At 68.0% G+C, this 16908-nt stretch carries 12 protein-coding genes; 10 read left to right on the forward strand and 2 right to left on the reverse strand.

Translation table 11 applies throughout. The features are described from left to right. Window positions 1–50: 50 nt before the first annotated feature. Entirely contained in the window at window positions 51–1622 is a 1572-nt protein-coding gene (locus ACOYR3_RS19055; RefSeq protein ID WP_422843874.1) for a glucan biosynthesis protein G, read from the forward strand. Continuing rightward, the gene (gene mdoH, locus ACOYR3_RS19060; protein ID WP_422843875.1) at window positions 1595–3595 is read left to right on the forward strand and encodes a glucans biosynthesis glucosyltransferase MdoH; all 2001 of its coding nucleotides are present in this window, start codon (window positions 1595–1597) and stop codon (window positions 3593–3595) included. Before ACOYR3_RS19055 ends, mdoH begins: the two co-directional genes overlap by 28 nt. Window positions 3596–3734: 139 nt before the next feature. On the opposite strand, the gene ffh is transcribed toward mdoH, so the two are convergent. Continuing rightward, window positions 3735–5114: a signal recognition particle protein gene (gene ffh, locus ACOYR3_RS19065; protein ID WP_291489587.1), complete on the reverse strand. Its 1380-nt coding sequence runs from the start codon at window positions 5112–5114 to the stop codon at window positions 3735–3737. 100 nt (window positions 5115–5214) lie between these two features. On the opposite strand from ffh, the gene ACOYR3_RS19070 reads away from it, so the two are divergent. The 8 genes from ACOYR3_RS19070 to ACOYR3_RS19105 all read left to right on the forward strand — a co-directional run bounded on the left by ACOYR3_RS19070 (window position 5215) and on the right by ACOYR3_RS19105 (window position 15746). Further along, window positions 5215–6012, forward strand: a complete 798-nt coding sequence (locus ACOYR3_RS19070; protein WP_422843876.1) for a cytochrome C assembly family protein — start codon at window positions 5215–5217, stop codon at window positions 6010–6012. Next, the gene (locus ACOYR3_RS19075; RefSeq protein WP_422843877.1) at window positions 6009–6245 is read left to right on the forward strand and encodes a PP0621 family protein; all 237 of its coding nucleotides are present in this window, start codon (window positions 6009–6011) and stop codon (window positions 6243–6245) included. Before ACOYR3_RS19070 ends, ACOYR3_RS19075 begins: the two co-directional genes overlap by 4 nt. Window positions 6246–6303: 58 nt before the next feature. Beyond that, a complete protein-coding gene (locus tag ACOYR3_RS19080; protein WP_422843878.1) occupies window positions 6304–7980 on the forward strand; it encodes a two-component system sensor histidine kinase NtrB in 1677 nt (558 codons plus the stop codon). An 11-nt stretch (window positions 7981–7991) separates the two neighbouring features. Then, the gene (locus ACOYR3_RS19085) at window positions 7992–9521 is read left to right on the forward strand and encodes a sigma-54-dependent transcriptional regulator (RefSeq protein WP_422843879.1); all 1530 of its coding nucleotides are present in this window, start codon (window positions 7992–7994) and stop codon (window positions 9519–9521) included. Continuing rightward, a complete protein-coding gene (ampD, locus tag ACOYR3_RS19090) occupies window positions 9505–10146 on the forward strand; it encodes a 1,6-anhydro-N-acetylmuramyl-L-alanine amidase AmpD (RefSeq protein WP_422843880.1) in 642 nt (213 codons plus the stop codon). Before ACOYR3_RS19085 ends, ampD begins: the two co-directional genes overlap by 17 nt. A 543-nt stretch (window positions 10147–10689) precedes the next feature. Beyond that, window positions 10690–13635 (forward strand): ribonucleoside-diphosphate reductase subunit alpha, encoded by a 2946-nt coding sequence (locus ACOYR3_RS19095; RefSeq protein ID WP_422843881.1) that lies wholly within the window; start codon window positions 10690–10692, stop codon window positions 13633–13635. 135 nt (window positions 13636–13770) lie between these two features. Continuing rightward, window positions 13771–14967: a ribonucleotide-diphosphate reductase subunit beta gene (locus ACOYR3_RS19100; RefSeq protein WP_422843882.1), complete on the forward strand. Its 1197-nt coding sequence runs from the start codon at window positions 13771–13773 to the stop codon at window positions 14965–14967. A 185-nt stretch (window positions 14968–15152) separates the two neighbouring features. Then, window positions 15153–15746, forward strand: a complete 594-nt coding sequence (locus ACOYR3_RS19105) for a histone (protein ID WP_422843883.1) — start codon at window positions 15153–15155, stop codon at window positions 15744–15746. 221 nt (window positions 15747–15967) lie between these two features. Here ACOYR3_RS19105 and ACOYR3_RS19110 read toward each other — a convergent pair whose 3' ends face one another. Continuing rightward, a complete protein-coding gene (locus ACOYR3_RS19110) occupies window positions 15968–16864 on the reverse strand; it encodes a carbohydrate kinase family protein (protein ID WP_422843884.1) in 897 nt (298 codons plus the stop codon). Window positions 16865–16908: the final 44 nt, after the last annotated feature.

A 16908-nucleotide genomic window follows, 5' to 3' on the forward strand; every position in this document is an offset into this window, starting at 1 on the left:
GATTTCAAAGCGCTTTTCAGACCTGGCACAGGGTTTGCCCTGGGTCAGGCATGCAAGCTGTTTTCTCCCGTCTCCTGCGCCCCCGGCGCCTGCTGGCACAGCCCGCCTGGGCGGTGGCCCTGGCGCTGTGGACCGGCGCTGCGGCCCACGCGCAGGGCTTTGATTTCGAGAGCGTCACGCGCCTGGCCCGCGAGCGTGCGGCCCAGCCGTACCGCGCAGCCAACGGCAAACTGCCGGCCGACCTGGCGCGGCTGGACTACGACGGCGTGCGCGACATCCGCTGGCGGCCCGAGCGGGCCCTGTGGCGCGCCGAGAAGCTGCCCTTCGAGGCCATGTTCTTCCACCTGGGCCTGTACCAGAAAGAGCCGGTGCTGATCAACGAAGTCACCCCCCAGGGCGTGCGCCACGTGGCCTACGACCGGGCCGACTTCGACTACGGCAAGAACACGCTGAACCCCAAGGCCTGGGGCGACCTGGGCTTTGCGGGATTCCGCCTGCACAACCACCTCAATTCCAGCGCCTACAAGGACGAGCTGGTGGTGTTTCAGGGCGCCAGCTATTTCCGTGCCCTGGGCAAGGGCCAGCAATACGGGCTGTCGGCGCGGGGCCTGGCCATCGACACCGTGGGCGGCCGCGGCGAGGAATTTCCGCGCTTCACGGAGTTCTGGCTGGTGCGCCCGGAGCCGCTGGCCACCCAGGTCACGGTGTACGCGCTGCTGGACTCCCCCCGCGCCACCGGGGCCTTCCGCTTTGACATCCAGCCCGGCGTGCACACCACCACCACGGTGCGCAGCCGGATCTTTGTGCGCCCGGGCGCCGGCAAGCCCATTGCCACCCTGGGCATTGCCCCGCTGACCAGCATGTTCTTCTTTGGCGAGAACCAGCCGCGCAAGGAGGATTTCCGGCCGGAGGTGCACGACTCCGACGGCCTGATGGTGGCCACGGGCGAGGGCGAGTGGCTGTGGCGCCCGCTGCAAAACCCGCAGCAGACGCTGGTGACCTCGTTCGCCACCAAGAACCCCAAGGGCTTCGGGCTGATGCAGCGCGACCGCCAGTGGCCCAGCTACGAGGACGTGGAAGCCCGGTACGAACGCCGGCCCAGCGCCTGGGTGCGGCCCCTGCACGACTGGGGCGCGGGCCGGGTGGAACTGGTGCAGCTGAACACGCCCGACGAAACCCACGACAACATCGTGGCGTACTGGGTGCCTGCCCAGCTGCCGGCGCCCGGCCAGCCTCTGGAGTTTGCCTACGAGCTGAGCTGGCAGGGCGACGAGCAGCAGCGCCCGCCCGGCGCCTGGGCCACGCAATCGCGCCGGGGCATGGGCTACACGAAGCAGAGCCCCGACGCCCTGCGCCAGCAGGCGCAGTACGTGATCGATTTCGACGGCCCCGCGCTCAAGGCCCTGCCGGAGAACGCCGCCGTCCCGGCCGTCGTGAGCAGCGATGCCAACGGCAAGGTGCTGGAAAGCATCGCCTACCGCAACCCCGCCACCGGGCAGTGGCGCATGACCGTTCGCGTGCAGCGTCTCAAGGCCGACCGGCCGGTCGAGCTGCGCGCCTTTCTTCAACACGACAACCACGCTGTGAGCGAAACATGGACACACATCCTTCTTCCCGAGTGAGCTCCGCTTCCACGGGCCGGCGCAGCGCCTTGCGCGAGGAGCGCCACCCCAACTCCGTGACCGCTCCGCCGCTGCACCGCGGCTCCATGGTCCCCGTGCAGTGGCGCGGTTTCTGGAACAGCCTGGGCACCGCCGTGCTGCTGCGGCTCACGGGCCGCACCGGCGCAGAAGGCGCCTCGGCCACCGCCGCCGCGCCCGCCGAACCCTGGCAGCGCGCCGCGCGGCAGCGCCGGTGGACGTTTGCGCTGCTCACCGTGCTGGCCACGGCGCTGGCCAGCACCTTGTTTGCCGCAGTCCAGCCCGACTACGACAACGCCTGGCTGGGCTACGGCCAGGTGGCCCTGTTCGCGCTGCTGTCGGCCTGGGTCGTCACCGGCTTCCTCACCGGGCTGATGGGGTTCTGGGTGATGCTGCGGGGCGACCGCCACGCCCTGACGGCGCGCAGCGTGCTGGAGCATGGGCTGCCCGCGGACGCGCGCACCGCCATCATCATGCCGATCTGCAATGAGGACGTGGCCACGGTCTTCGCGGGCCTGCGGGCCACCTGCGAATCGGTGGCCTCCACCGGCCATGGCTCCACGTTCGACGTGTTCGTGCTGTCCGACAGCTACGACCCCGCCATCGTCCGCGCCGAACGCGCGGCCTGGGAAGCGCTGCGCACCGCGCTGGCGCAGCACGCGCAGCAGCCGCAGGTGCAGGTGTACTACCGGCTGCGCGCGCGCCGCACGCACCGCAAGGCGGGCAACGTGGCCGACTTCTGCCGCCGCTGGGGCAAGGACTACCGCTACATGGTGGTGCTGGACGCCGACAGCGTGATGAGCGGCGACTGCATCGTCTCCATGGCCAAGCTGATGGAAGCGCACCCCACCGCCGGCATCATCCAGACGGCCACCCAGGCCATCGGCCACGTCACCCTGCACGCGCGGGCGCAGCAGTTCGCCTCGCGCGTCACCGGCCGCCTGTTCACGCTGGGCATGCAGTACTGGCAGCTAGGCGAATCCCACTACTGGGGCCACAACGCCATCATCCGCGTGGCGCCCTTCATGCAGCACTGCGCGCTGGCGCCCATCCAGGGCAAGGGAGGCCTTGCCGGCGGCATCCTGTCGCACGACTTCGTCGAAGCCGCGCTCATGCGCCGCGCCGGCTACCACGTGTGGCTGGCGGCCGACCTGGTGGGCAGCTACGAGCAGCAGCCGCCCGACCTGCTGGCCGAACTGCAACGCGACCGCCGCTGGTGCCAGGGCAACCTGCAAAACGCCCAGCTGGTGGCCGAGCCTGGCATCCATGCCGTGCACCGCACCATGTTCCTGACCGGTGCCATGGCCTACCTGTCGGCCCCGCTGTGGCTCGCGTTCCTCACGCTGGGCACGGCGCTGTGGCTCTCGGGCGCGCGGCTGGTGGCCGACTGGCATGTGCTGCCGGCCGAGCTGCTGTCGCTGTGGGCCTGGACGCTGTGCCTGTTGTTCCTGCCCCGCGCGCTGGGGGTGGCCGCCGTGTTCATGCGACGCGAGCAGCAGCAGTACGGCGGTGGCTTCAGCCTGCTCAAGAGCGCCGCGCTGGAAAGCGTGCTGGCCATCCTGCAGGCGCCGATCCGCATGCTGGCGCACTCGCTGTTCGTGCTGATCGCCCTGACCGGCCTGAAGCTGGAATGGAAGTCGCCCCCGCGCGAAGCGCAGGCCGTGCCGTGGCGCCACGCCGTGCGCCAGCTGGCGCCCATGAGCGCCGTCATCGGCCTGCTGGCCCTGGGCGTGGCAGCCATCGACAGCAGCGCCCTGCTGTGGCTCATGCCCGTGGGCCTGCCGCTGGCCCTGGCCATTCCGCTGGCCGTGCTCACCAGCCAGATCGCGCTGGGCCAGTCGCTGCGCGCCCGGCGGCTGCTGCTGATCCCGGAGGAATCGTGGTCGCCCCCGGTGCTGCGCCGCGCCTGGCTCCACGCGAGCCGGCTCGCGGCCCCGGCGCTGAAGGCGGCGTGACCCGCGCCCGCACCGGGCCAGCGGGCCCGCCCGCGCACCACGAAAAAGAGCCGGCATGTGCCGGCTCTTTTTTGCTCACATTTTGATAGCGTCTTGCGCTTATTCCACGGGCGCCAGAGGGCAAAAATGCTTGAAACCCTCAGAACGGCATCTTGGGCATGCCGCCGCCGCCCAGGCCTTTCATGCCGCCCATGCGCTTCATCATCTTCATGAGGCCGCCGCCCTTCATCTTCTTCATCATGCCCTGCATCTGCTCGAACTCCTTGAGCAGGCGGTTGACCTCCTGCACCTGCACGCCCGCACCGCTGGCGATGCGCTTCTTGCGGGTGGCCTTGATGAGCTCGGGCTTGCGGCGCTCCAGCGGCGTCATGCTCTGGATGATGCCTTCCTTGCGGCGGATGTCCTTCTCGGCCTTGTCCATGTCCACGGCACCGGCCTTGGCCGTGAGCTGCGCAGGGAGCTTGTCCATGAGGCTGGACAGCCCGCCCATCTGCTTCATCTGCTGGATCTGGGCCAGGAAGTCGTTCAGGTCAAAGCCGTCCCCGCTTTTCACCTTGGCCGCCAGCTTCTGGGCGGCCTCCAGGTCCACCCCGGCCGTGACCTGCTCCACCAGGGCCACGATGTCGCCCATGCCCAGGATGCGGCCGGCGTGGCGCTCGGCGTCGAACACTTCCAGCCCGTCGATCTTCTCGGAGACGCCCGCAAACTTGATAGGCGCGCCGGTGATCTGCCGCACCGACAGCGCCGCACCGCCGCGCGAGTCGCCGTCGAGCTTGGTCAGCACGATGCCGGTGAGGGGCAGCGCCTCCTTGAAGGCACGAGCGGTGTTGATGGCGTCCTGGCCCTGCATGGCGTCCACCACGAACAGGGTCTCCACCGGGTTCAGCGCCGCGTGCAGGTCCTTGATTTCCTTCATCAAGGCTTCGTCGATGGCCAGGCGGCCGGCCGTGTCGACCAGCAGCACGTCGAAATAGTGCTTGCGCGCGTAGTCGAGGGCGGCCTGGGCAATGTCCAGCGGCTTCTGGTCCGGGGTGCTTGGGAACCACTCGGCGCCGGCCTGCCGGGTCACCGTCTTGAGCTGCTCGATGGCGGCGGGGCGGTAGACGTCGCCGGACACCGTGAGCACCTTCTTCTTGCGCTTTTCAATCAGGTGCTTGGCCAGCTTGGCCGTGGTGGTGGTCTTGCCCGCCCCCTGCAAGCCCGCCATCAGGATCACCGCCGGCGGCTGCGCCGCCAGGTTGATGTCGGAAATACCCTCGCCCATGGTCGCGGCCAGCTCGCGGTTGACGATGGACACCAGCGTCTGTCCCGGCTTGAGCGAGCCCAGCACCTCCTGGCCCAGCGCCTTGTCCTTGACCCGCGCGATGAAATCGCGCACCACGGGCAGCGCCACGTCCGCCTCCAGCAAGGCCATGCGCACCTCGCGCAGCATGTCCTGCACGTTGGACTCGGTGATGCGGGCCTGGCCGCGCATCTCCTTGACGAGGCGCGTGAGTTTGTCGGTAAGGGCGGAGGCCATAAAGAGAGTTCCGGTGTTGCCTGCGCAGCGTCAACGCGGCGGTTGCGGGCGCAGGCCGCCAAGGGGCTGGCGGTGGGGCTGAAAGGCTAAACTGTCAGCCATGATTTTACCGAGTAGCTCTCCCATCGGCTGGCTGTTGGCCCTGGCCGCTGCCCTGGCATACGCCGTGCCCGCCGCGGCGGCCCGGCAGCTGGGCGCCGCAGCCGCGCGCAACGCGCTGCTGGTGGCCTGGCTGCTGCACGGCGCGGTGCTGGTGTGGGGCCTGTGGGGCGACGCGCCCCGCTTTGGCTTCGCCCCCGCGCTGTCGATGACGGCCTGGCTCGTGCTGACGGTCTACGCGGTGGAGCGGCAGCTGTTCCCGCAGATGCAGTCGCGCTGGGTCCTGGCGTCGCTGGGCGCGCTGGCCATCGTGCTGGCCCTGCTGTTCCCCGGCCAGCCGCTGCATGTGAGCGCCTCGGCCTGGCTGCCGCTGCACCTGGCCCTGGGGATTGCCTGCTACGGGCTGTTTGCCGCCGCCGTCGTGCACGCCTGGCTCATGACCCGCGCGGAGCAGCGCATCCGCCACGCCGAAGACCCGCACAGCGGCATCCCCCTGCTCACGCTGGAACGGCTGACCTTCCGCTTCGTGACTGCGGGCTTCATCCTTCTGACCGCCACGCTGCTGGCCGGATGGCTGTTTGGAGAAACGCTGTACGGAAAGGCCTGGCGCTGGGACCACAAGGCCGTGTTCTCCGTGCTCTCCTGGGTCACGTTCGCAGGCCTGCTCCTGGGACGCGCGCGGTTCGGCTGGCGCGGGCGCAGCGCCGTGCGGGTGCTGTACACCGGCTCGGCGCTCTTGCTGCTGGCCTACGTGGGCTCGCGCTTTGTGCTGGAAGTCGTCCTGGGGCGCAGCGCATGAAATACCTGGTGCTGCTGGCGGTGCTGGCCGTGGCGTATGGCATGTGGCGCAACCGCCGCGCCAAGGATGCGCCTGTGCCGCCCCGGCACGCCGCCCGGCCCCCGGCCGCCGCGCTGCCCCAGGCCATGCTGGCCTGCGCGCACTGCGGCGTGCATGTTCCCCAGGCCGATGCCCTGATGGCCGGCAACCGCCCCTACTGCTGCGCGGAGCACCGCGCGCGGGGCCCCGCCTGAGCCGGACCCGGCGCCGATCGCCAACTCTTTTCTTCCTTTTTTCAGTCTCCGCGTTCCTATGCCTCTGGCAGACACCCCTTTCTTGCGGCTGTGGCGCGGGTTCCTGACCGGCCGCGTGATGGTGGCGCTGGCGCTGGTGGTGCTGCAGGGCGTGGGGCAGGCCGTCAACCAGGCCGCCGAGCCTGCCGTGCTGGGCGTGTGCGTGGCCTACCTCGGGGCCACGGTCGTGCTGCGCGTGCTGGGGCGCAACCGACCGCCCGCGCCGCACACCGGCCCGCACTGGCTGCTCTCCATCGGGGTGGATCTGGCGGCCATCTCCGCGCTGCAGTTGCTGCACGCGGGCAGCATGAACTACACGCCGCTGTTCGGCCTGCCCATCCTCATGGCAGCCGTGCTCGGCTCGCTGACGCTGGCCCTGGGCACCACGGCGGCGGTCACCCTGCTGCTGCTGGGTTGGGCCGCCTGGTTGTCCACCGGCTCCACCGGCGACGATGCGCCCCGCTACCTGCAAAGCGCGCTGACCGGCACCGGCTATTTCATCGTGAGCTACCTCGTGCACCAGCTGGCCAGCCGGCTGGCGCGCGAGCAGGAACTGGCCCAGCAAAGCCAGATGGCCGCGCGCGTGCAGGCGCAGGTGAGCGCGCTGGTGATCCAGAACCTGACCGACGGCGTGCTGGTGGTGGACGAAAGCGACACCGTGCGCATCGCCAACCCCGCGGGGCTGCAGCTGCTTGCGGCCGGGTCCCCGCCCGAGCTGCCCTTCTCCCTGGCCGCGCAACCTCCTTGGCAGCCCCTGGTCATCCTGGCGCGCCGCACGTTCCGGCAGGAGCATTCGCAGACCGCGGACGTCGACCTGCTGCACCCGGGGCAAAGCCCGACCGGACTGCATGTGCGCACCTGGCTCACCTCCACCCGCGAGGCCGCGCGCCAGGCCCAGACCGAACGGCTGTGCGTGATGTTCCTGCACGACCTGCGCGAGATGGAAGCGCGGCTGCGCACGGAAAAGCTCGCCGCCATGGGCCGCATGTCGGCGGCCGTGGCGCACGAGATCCGCAACCCGCTGGCGGCCATCGTGCAGGCCAATGCCCTGCTGGAGGAGGACCTGCAGGACCCGGGACACAAGCGCCTGACCCACATGGTGCAGCAGAACGCGGACCGCCTGGCGCGCATTGCCGAAGAAGTGCTGGACATCGCCCGCGTGCAGCACCAGATCAGCCATGCGCCGGCATCCACCCTGGCGCTGGACGAGGCCGTGGCCCTGGTCTGGAACGACTGGCAGGCGCAAGACCCCGCCCGCCGCCGCGCCGTGGTGAGCCTGGAAGCCAGCGGGGTCCAGGTCGAGTTCGACACGGAGCACCTGCGGCGCGTGCTCGTGAACCTGCTGGACAACGCGCTGCGCTACATGGGCCAGGAGCCCGACTCCCTGCGGGTGACCACCCGCACCTCTGCGGCGGGCCAGGCCAGCCTGCAGGTCTGGAGCGACGGCGCCCCCATGGACAAATCGGTGGAACGCCACCTCTTCGAGCCCTTCTTCTCGTCCGAAAGCCGCTCCAGCGGCCTGGGCCTGTACATCTGCCGGGAGCTGTGCCAGCGCCACGGCGCCTCCATCAGCTACCAGCGGCTGACCCAGAGCACCCCGCGCGGCGACATCGGGGGCAACGCCTTCACGGTGGGTTTTCGCCGCACGACCCGCCCCACCGACGCCGCCACGCTGTTTGACACCATCGTGGTCTGAAACCTTTTGCCATGAACGCACCAGCCGCCTCCATCCTCGTCGTGGACGACGAACCCGATCTGCGCACCCTGTATGAACTGACGCTCCTGCGCGAGGGCTACCGCGTGGAAACGGCGTCCAACCTGCAGGAGGCCCGCAACCAGCTGCAGGCCCAACGCTTCGACGCCGTCATCACCGACATGCGCCTGCCCGACGGGTTCGGCATGGAACTGCTGCAGGACCTGCGCGACCAGCAGCGCCGCGAGCGCTGCGTGGTCATGACGGCCTACGGATCGGCGGAGAACGCGGTGGAGGCCTTGCGCTCCGGCGCATTCGACTACCTGACCAAGCCGGTCGACCTCAAGCAGTTCCGCTCGGTGGTCGCGTCCGCCGTGCAGGGCACCGGCGGCGTGCCGCCGCCGCGGGCGGCCCGCACCGGCGGCATGCAGGGGCGGCAGGCCAGCGCCGCGGTGGAATCGCCCACGGCCGGCACCGCCCTGGACCGGCTGGTGGGCACCTCCGAAGCCATCCTCAACGTCAAGCAGCGCGTGGCCAAGGTGGCCCGCGGCATGGCGCCCGTGCTGATCCACGGTGAATCGGGCACCGGCAAGGAGCTGGTGGCCCAGGCGCTGCACGCGAGCAGCCAGCGGGCCGACGGCCCGCTGGTGGCCGTGAACTGCGGCGCCATTCCAGAAAACCTCCTGGAGGCAGAGTTCTTCGGCGCGCGCAAGGGGTCCTACACCGGGGCCACCCAGGACCGCGACGGCTACTTCCAGGCGGCACGCGGCGGCACGCTGTTCCTGGACGAAATCGGCGACCTGCCATTGCCAATGCAGTCCAAACTGCTGCGCGCCATCCAGGAGCGCAGCGTGCGCCCCCTGGGCTCCACCCAGGAGGAGACGGTGGACGTGCGCATTGTCAGCGCCACGCACCGCGACCTCGCGGCCGACGTGCAGGCGGGCCGTTTCCGGCAGGATCTGTACTACCGTCTCAACGTCATCGAGATCGTGATCCCCCCCTTGCGCGAGCGCCGCGAGGACCTGCCGGTGCTGTGCACCGCCTTGCTCGCGCGCATTGCCCACGAATCCGGCCTGCCCGTCCCGGCGCTGTCCGGCCAAGCCCTGCAGGCCCTGGCGGCCCACCCGCTCACCGGCAACGTGCGGGAGCTGGAAAACCTGCTGCACCGCGCCGTCGCCCTGAGCGACGGCGACGAACTGCACATCGACTGGCCGTGCGGGACCGGGGGGGCCGAGCCTGCAGAGCCGCGCCCCCCGGCCGGGACCGCGGCGAATGCGCCGTACCTGGCCGAACCGCAGCACGGCCAGTCCGACGCCGTGGCGGCAAGCAACCCCGGCAGCACGGTGCCGCTGCCCAATGATCTGCAGGCCTGGCTGGACCATCAGGAGCGCGACATCCTGGTGCGCGCCCTGCGCGAGTCCGGCTTCAACCGGACCGCCACGGCGGCGCGCCTGGGCATCAGCCTGCGGCAGATCCGCTACCGCATCGCGCGGCTGAACATCGCCGTCCCCAACGACCAGGATGCGCATGACGACGCCGGCTGAGGCAGCGATGCCCGCAGCGGGCCCGTGGCAGCCGGGATGGCAGGGCGGATGGCTGCGCGGCGCTACGCGGCTCGACTCCCCCAACCACGGCGCCCGCCCCGCTGCGGCGGTGTCTGCCATCGACCTCATCGTGGTGCATTCCATCAGCCTGCCCCCGGGCGAATACGGGACCGGCGCGGTTCAACAATTGTTCACCAACACCCTGGACTGGGACGCCCACCCGTACTACCAAGGCATCCGCGGGCTGGAGGTTTCTGCCCATTTTTTCATCGAGCGCTCGGGGGCCGTGTGGCAGTTCGTGGATTGCGACCTGCGGGCCTGGCATGCCGGACAGTCGTCCTACCGCGGGCGCAGCCAATGCAATGACGACTCGATCGGCATCGAGCTGGAGGGCCTGGAAGGCGGCCCGTTCGAGCCCGCCCAGTACCAGGCCCTGACCCGGCTGTGCCAGGCAATCCAGCAGCGCTACCCCATCGCGCACATCGCCGGCCACGAGCACATTGCCCCCGGCCGCAAGCAAGACCCCGGCCCCGGCTTCGACTGGGCGCGCCTGCAAGCGGGCCTGCAGTGGCCGGCCCATCGCTTTCCGGCGGCGGTCCGGGCCCCGTTCCCGGCACAACCCTAGGGATGCTCTGCACGAATCGAGCGGCAAGTGGGCGCTGCGGATCGGGATGGGCTGCAAGACGCAAAGCGCAGCAATAGCCGAGCTATTGCGAGCATTTGCAACGCAGCAGACCGCCCGAGCCCGCAGATGCACACGGCGCGACGACGCGTGCAGAGCATCCCTAGGGATGCTGGCGGGCGTGTCGCGCCCGCGCCGCGCTCCGGATTTTTTTCTTTGTGCAACCGCACAAAACGCTGCCCCCAGAGGGCACGCCGCTTTGCAGGGCAAACCCGCCGGCGAAGCCTGTGCTGGCGCGGGTTGCGGGGCGCTTTTTCAGCCGTGCCGCGGCCTGGCGCGCGGCACGGCAGGGCCCTTTGGTCGCCTGGTACATGCTGTTTCGCTTTTTCGGAGCGCCGGGGGCGGTACACTACCGGTAGTGTCTTGAACGCATCAGACACACCATATATAGTGTGCGCCAGACCACCGCCCGCCGCAGCCACCGCGGCATGGCGGCCCGCAGTCCGCGCGCACTTCCCCCAGACAGCCCAAAGAAGAGGACTCCCCATGCAAGCTGGTTTGAACACGCCTTCCCCCGCCCATGCCACCCCCGCGGAGGCGCCCGCCGCGCCCTCCGACGCGTCCACCGCAGCCAACTCCCTGGCGCATTACCAGATCATCCGGCGCAACGGCGCGGTGGTGCCCTTTGAGCCGCAAAAGATTGCGGTGGCCCTGATGAAGGCTTTCCTGGCAGTGCATGGAACCCAGGGCGCAGCGTCCGCCAGCGTGCGGGAAGTCGTGGACCTGCTGACCCACAACGTTGTGCGCGCCCTGGTCCGCTCGCGGCCCGCAGGCGGCACGTTCCATATCGAAGACGTGCAGGACCAGGTGGAGCTGGGCCTGATGCGCGGCGAGCACCATGAGGTGGCCCGCGCGTACGTGCTGTACCGGGAGCGCCGCACCCAGGAGCGCGCCCGCCAGGTGGAGCAGCAGGCGCAAGCGCAGTCCGCCCCCCAGCTGCATGTGCTGGACGGCGGCAAGCGCGTCGCCCTGGACCCCCTGCACCTGCAGGCGCTGATCGAGTCGGCCTGCGTGAACCTGGGCGCGGACGTCAAGGCCGACCCCATCGTGGCCGAAACCATGCGCAACCTGTACGACGGCGTGCCCATGGAAGAGGTCTACAAGGCCTCCATCCTCGCAGCGCGCACGCTGATCGAGAAGGACCCGGACTACACCTACGCCACCGCCCGGCTGCTGCTGCACACCATCGTGCGCGAGGTGCTCGGCCGTGAGGTGCCCCAGGCCGCCATGGGCGAGGCCTATGTCAGCTACTTCCCCGAGTTCATCCAGAAGGGCGTGGACAACGAGCTGCTGGACAAGCGCCTGCTGCAGTACGACCTCCAGCGCCTGGGCGCGGCCCTGAAGGCCGACCGTGACCTGAAGTTTGACTACCTGGGCCTGCAAACGCTGTACGACCGCTACTTCCTGCACGTCAAGAAAACCCGCATCGAACTGCCCCAGGCGTTCTTCATGCGCGTGGCCATGGGCCTGGCCCTGAACGAGAGCGACCGCGAGGGCCGCGCCATCGAGTTCTACGAAGTCCTGTCGTCGTTCGACTTCATGTCCAGCACGCCCACGCTGTTCAACAGCGGCACCCTGCGCTCCCAGCTGTCCAGCTGCTACCTGACCACCGTGCCGGACGACCTGGACGGCATCTATGAGTCCATCAAGGAAAACGCGCTGCTATCGAAGTTCGCGGGCGGCCTGGGCAACGACTGGACCCGGGTGCGCGCCCTGGGCTCCCACATCAAGGGCACCAACGGCGAATCGCAGGGCGTGGTGCCCTTCCTCAAGGTCGTCAACGACACGGCCGTGGCCGTCAACCAGGGCGGCAAGCGCAAGGGCGCCGTCTGCACGTACCTGGAAACCTGGCACCTGGACATCGAGGAGTTCCTGGAGCTGCGCAAGAACACCGGCGACGACCGCCGCCGCACGCACGACATGAACACGGCCAACTGGATCCCCGACCTGTTCATGCGCCGCGTGATGGAAAAAGGCACCTGGACGCTGTTCTCCCCCTCCAACGTGCCCGACCTGCACGACCTGTTCGGTGCCGACTTTGAAAAGGCCTATGTGGCCTACGAAGAGAAGGCCGCCCGCGGCGAGATCAAGCCGTCCAAGACCGTGCAGGCCACGGACCTGTGGCGCAAGATGCTGACCATGCTGTTCGAGACCGGGCACCCCTGGATCACCTACAAGGACGCCTGCAACGTGCGCTCGCCCCAGCAGCACGCCGGCGTGGTGCACTCGTCCAACCTGTGCACCGAGATCACGCTGAACACCAGCGACACCGAAACCGCCGTGTGCAACCTCGGCTCGGTCAACCTGCTGCAGCACCTGAAGAACGGCCAGATCGACCACGAGAAGCTCAAGAAGACCGTGACGGTGGCGATGCGCATGCTCGACAACGTCATCGACATCAACTACTACGCGGTCAACAAGGCCCGCGACTCCAATCTGCGCCACCGCCCGGTGGGCCTGGGCCTCATGGCCTTCCAGGACAGCCTGTACGAACTGCGCATCCCCTACGCATCGCAAGAGGCCGTGGAATTTGCCGACCGCTCGATGGAAGCCATCTGCTACTACGCCTACTGGGCGTCCACGGAACTGGCCCGCGAACGGGGCCAGTACTCCAGCTACAAGGGCTCGCTGTGGGACCGCGGCATCCTTCCCCTGGACACGCTGGACCTGCTGGCGCAGGCCCGCGGCGGCTATGTGGAAGTGGACCGCTCCGCCACGCTCGACTGGGACGCCCTGCGCAAGAAGATCGCCCGGGACGGCATGCGCAACTCCAATTGCGTGGCCATCGCGCCCACCGCCACGATCTCCAACATCATCGGCGTGGACGCGTCGATCGAGCCCTCGTTCGGCAACCTGTCCGTGAAGTCGAACCTGTCGGGCGAGTTCACCGTGATCAACGGCTGCCTGGTGCGCGACCTCAAGCGCCTGGGCCTGTGGGACGACGTGATGATCATGGACCTCAAGCACTTCAAGGGCTCGCTGCACCCCATCGACCGCGTTCCCCAGGACATCAAGGCCCTGTACTCGACCGCCTTCGAGGTGGAGCCCCGCTGGCTGGTCGAAGCCGCATCGCGCCGCCAGAAGTGGATCGACCAGGCCCAGAGCCTGAACATCTATATGGCCGGCGCATCGGGCAAGAAGCTTGATGACACCTACAAGCTGGCCTGGGTGCGCGGCCTGAAGACCACCTACTACCTGCGCACGCAAAGCGCCACCCACGTGGAGATGAGCACGGTGAACACGCGCCAGCTCAATGCAGTCTCCTCGGGGCACGACGGCGGCGCGGCAGCACAGGCCGCAGCGCCGGCCCAGGCCCAGCCCAGCGCTCTGGAAGCAGCGGCTGCGGCGGCTGCAGCGCAGGCAGCGGCACTGCCCGCCACCGACATCAAGTTCTGCGCCATCGACGACCCCACCTGCGAAGCCTGCCAATAAAGGTTTCGCCTGCGACGCACCGGGTGCACCTGGTGCGTCGCAACGGTGCTGTGAAGCAACAAATCCTTGCTGCGCAACGCTTCGGTGCTTTTCTTTTCGCAGCACTGCTTTCATAATCCGAACACTGGAAAATCTATGTTGACCTGGGACGAAGAAGTCAAGCCCTCATCGCAAAATCAACTGGACGGCGGTCTGCAAAACAACCGCCAGGCGGGGCAACCGCCCCTGTCTTTTCAGACCCCGTCGTTGCAGCCCGTGGCCACCACCGCAACGCCCGCTTCCAGCGCGCAGACCTCCGCATCGGCTGCCGCACACCGCCGTGTCAACGCGGCCGACAAGCGCATCATCAACGGCCAGACCGACGTCAATCAACTGGTGCCGTTCAAGTACAAGTGGGCCTGGGAAAAATACCTGGCCACGTGCGCAAACCACTGGATGCCGCAAGAGGTGAACATGACGCGCGACATCGCGTTGTGGAAGGACCCGAACGGCCTGTCGGAAGACGAGCGCCGCATCATCAAGCGCAACCTCGGCTTCTTCGTCACCGCGGACTCCCTGGCGGCCAACAACATCGTGCTGGGCACCTACCGCCACATCACGGCCCCGGAATGCCGCCAGTTCCTGCTACGCCAGGCCTTCGAGGAAGCCATCCACACCCACGCCTACCAGTACATCGTGGAGTCTCTGGGCCTGGACGAGGGCGAGATCTTCAACGCGTACAACGAAGTTGCGTCCATCCGCGACAAGGATGAATTCCTGATCCCGTTCATCGACGCGATCATGGACCCCAACTTCAAGACCGGCACGCCCGAAAGCGACCAGACGCTGCTCAAGTCGCTCATCGTCTTCGCCTGCCTGATGGAAGGCCTGTTCTTCTACGTCGGCTTCACGCAGATCCTTGCCCTGGGCCGCCAGAACAAGATGACGGGCGCTGCCGAGCAGTACCAGTACATCCTGCGCGACGAATCGATGCACTGCAATTTCGGCATCGACCTGATCAACCAGCTCAAGCTGGAGAACCCGCACCTGTGGACCGCCGAGTTCAAGGCCGAGATCAAGGCCTTGTTCCTCAAGGCGGTGGAGCTGGAGTACCGCTACGCGGAGGACACCATGCCCCGCGGGGTGCTGGGGCTCAATGCGTCCATGTTCAAAGGCTACCTGCGCTACATCGCAAACCGCCGGGCGACGCAGATCGGGCTGGAAACGCTGTTCCCCAACGAAGAGAACCCGTTCCCCTGGATGAGCGAGATGATTGATCTGAAGAAGGAACGTAACTTCTTCGAGACCCGCGTGATCGAATACCAGTCCGGTGGTGCGCTGTCCTGGGACTAGCGCCTTTTTCCGCATCACACCACCATGGCTTGCACACCACGCCCCACACCGCCAGCGCCCCATGGCGCGGCCCTGTGGGGCGTTTCCGTGTTCATGGGGATGGACCCAGTCTCCATCCCCATGGATCGCTTCCTGTCCACTGCAGACAGGGAGTGCTCTTTGCAAATTGACCCAAGGAGAACATGATGGCAACTGCGAAAAAACCGGCCGCCAAGAAGGCAGCCCCCGCGAAGAAAGCTGCAACCGCTGCCAAGCCAGCCGCAGCAAAGAAAGCTGCACCCGCCAAGAAGGCCGCAGCACCCGCCAAGAAGGCCGCTCCTGCCAAGAAGGCCGTAGCAGCAAAGAAGGCCGCTCCCGCCAAGAAGGCAGCAGCACCCGCCAAGAAAGCCGCTCCTGCCAAGAAGGCCGTAGCAGCGAAGAAGGCCGCTCCCGCCAAGAAGGCAGCAGCACCCGCCAAGAAAGCCGCTCCTGCCAAGAAGGCCGTAGCAGCGAAGAAGGCCGCTCCCGCCAAGAAGGCAGCAGCACCCGCCAAGAAAGCCGCTCCTGCCAAGAAGGCCGTAGCAGCGAAGAAGGCCGCTCCTGCCAAGAAGGCTGCAGCACCTGCGAAGAAGGCTCCTGCCGCTGCGAAGAAGGCTGCCCCTGCCAAGGCTCCCGCTAAGAAGGCAGCCCCCAAGAAGGCCGCCAAGGCGCCTGCCCCTGCCCCTGCTGCGGCCCCCGCCGCCCAGACCACGCTGAACCCTCAGGCAGCCTGGCCTTTCCCTACGGGCAACAAGCCCTAAGACGAACGCCGCGCGCGTTCCTCAACCCGGCGCCAACGCGCCGGGTTTTTTTATGGGTGCAACGCGCAGTCCGTCAGGCGCTGGCCCGGGTTGCTCACGGAGCACCGGCGCCAGAAGGCGGGCCGCCGTCTGGCCACCGGGTCCTGAACCTGGACGCCCACCGCAGAGCCACCGTTGCCGCGCAATGAAAACGCCGCGGCCCAACATGCGCTCGCAGAACGTTACTGGGGCACGAAATCCAGCGTGTAATTCTGCGGCCCGCGCTGCGCGATCTTCAGCGCCCCCACCCGGTTGCCGAGCTCGGCGCAACGCACCAGCGGCCAGCCTTTTTCCAGGCCGAACAGCAGCGCACCGCGCCAGGCATCGCCACACCCCGTCGGGTCGACCACGGCGGCAGGCACCACGGCCGGCACATGGGTCTTTGCTCCGTCCACCCAGACCTCGCAGCCCTCGGCGCCCAGCGTCACCACCAGTCCGCGCACCTTGCGCGAAATCTCCGCCAGAGTCCAGCCGGTGCGGTCGCACAGCATCTTTCCCTCGTAATCGTTCACCGTGACCCAGGCGGCCTGCTCCACAAACCGGGCCAGCTCCTCGCCGTTGAACATGGGCAGCCCTTGGCCCGGGTCGAACACAAAGGGAATTCCGGCCGCTGCAAACTGCGCCGCGTGCTCCAGCATGGCATCGCGCCCATCGGGTGCAATGATGCCGACCTGCACGCCCCCGCCTGCTTCGATGCGGTTGCGGTGCGCCTGCATCATCGCGCCCGGGTGGAAGGCGGTGATCTGGTTGTTGTCCCGGTCGGTCATGATCATGGCCTGGGCCGTGTAGGTCTCTTGCACCTGGCCCACATGGCGCGTGCTGATGCCCAGCGACTCCAGCCGCTGCAGGTAGTCCGCACCATCGCTGCCCAGCATGGCCATGGGCAGGGGCTCCCCGCCCAGCAGCTTGAGGCTGTAGGCAATATTGCCGGCGCATCCGCCGAAGTCGCGCCGCAGCGAAGGAACCAGGAAAGAGACATTCAGGATGTGCAGCTGGTCGGGCAGTATCTGCTCGGCAAAGCGTCCCTCGAAAGTCATGATGGTGTCGAACGCGAGAGAACCGCAAATAAGGGCTGCCATATCAGAAGGACAAGTAGGTAAAGAAGGGAAAAAGCGGGAAGGCC

The sequence above is a fragment of the Acidovorax sp. M2(2025) genome, assembly GCF_049330835.1.
Lineage (GTDB): Bacteria > Pseudomonadota > Gammaproteobacteria > Burkholderiales > Burkholderiaceae_C > Acidovorax.

What these genes read in the sequence shown, in the direction of transcription:
- ACOYR3_RS19055 (WP_422843874.1), top strand. Translation starts at nt 51, where the DNA reads ATGCAAGCTGTTTTCTCCCGTCTCCTGCGCCCCCGGCGCCTGCTGGCA.
- mdoH (WP_422843875.1), top strand. Translation starts at nt 1,595, where the DNA reads ATGGACACACATCCTTCTTCCCGAGTGAGCTCCGCTTCCACGGGCCGG.
- ffh (WP_291489587.1), bottom strand. Translation starts at nt 5,114, where the DNA reads ATGGCCTCCGCCCTTACCGACAAACTCACGCGCCTCGTCAAGGAGATG.
- ACOYR3_RS19070 (WP_422843876.1), top strand. Translation starts at nt 5,215, where the DNA reads ATGATTTTACCGAGTAGCTCTCCCATCGGCTGGCTGTTGGCCCTGGCC.
- ACOYR3_RS19075 (WP_422843877.1), top strand. Translation starts at nt 6,009, where the DNA reads ATGAAATACCTGGTGCTGCTGGCGGTGCTGGCCGTGGCGTATGGCATG.
- ACOYR3_RS19080 (WP_422843878.1), top strand. Translation starts at nt 6,304, where the DNA reads ATGCCTCTGGCAGACACCCCTTTCTTGCGGCTGTGGCGCGGGTTCCTG.
- ACOYR3_RS19085 (WP_422843879.1), top strand. Translation starts at nt 7,992, where the DNA reads ATGAACGCACCAGCCGCCTCCATCCTCGTCGTGGACGACGAACCCGAT.
- ampD (WP_422843880.1), top strand. Translation starts at nt 9,505, where the DNA reads ATGACGACGCCGGCTGAGGCAGCGATGCCCGCAGCGGGCCCGTGGCAG.
- ACOYR3_RS19095 (WP_422843881.1), top strand. Translation starts at nt 10,690, where the DNA reads ATGCAAGCTGGTTTGAACACGCCTTCCCCCGCCCATGCCACCCCCGCG.
- ACOYR3_RS19100 (WP_422843882.1), top strand. Translation starts at nt 13,771, where the DNA reads ATGTTGACCTGGGACGAAGAAGTCAAGCCCTCATCGCAAAATCAACTG.
- ACOYR3_RS19105 (WP_422843883.1), top strand. Translation starts at nt 15,153, where the DNA reads ATGGCAACTGCGAAAAAACCGGCCGCCAAGAAGGCAGCCCCCGCGAAG.
- ACOYR3_RS19110 (WP_422843884.1), bottom strand. Translation starts at nt 16,864, where the DNA reads ATGGCAGCCCTTATTTGCGGTTCTCTCGCGTTCGACACCATCATGACT.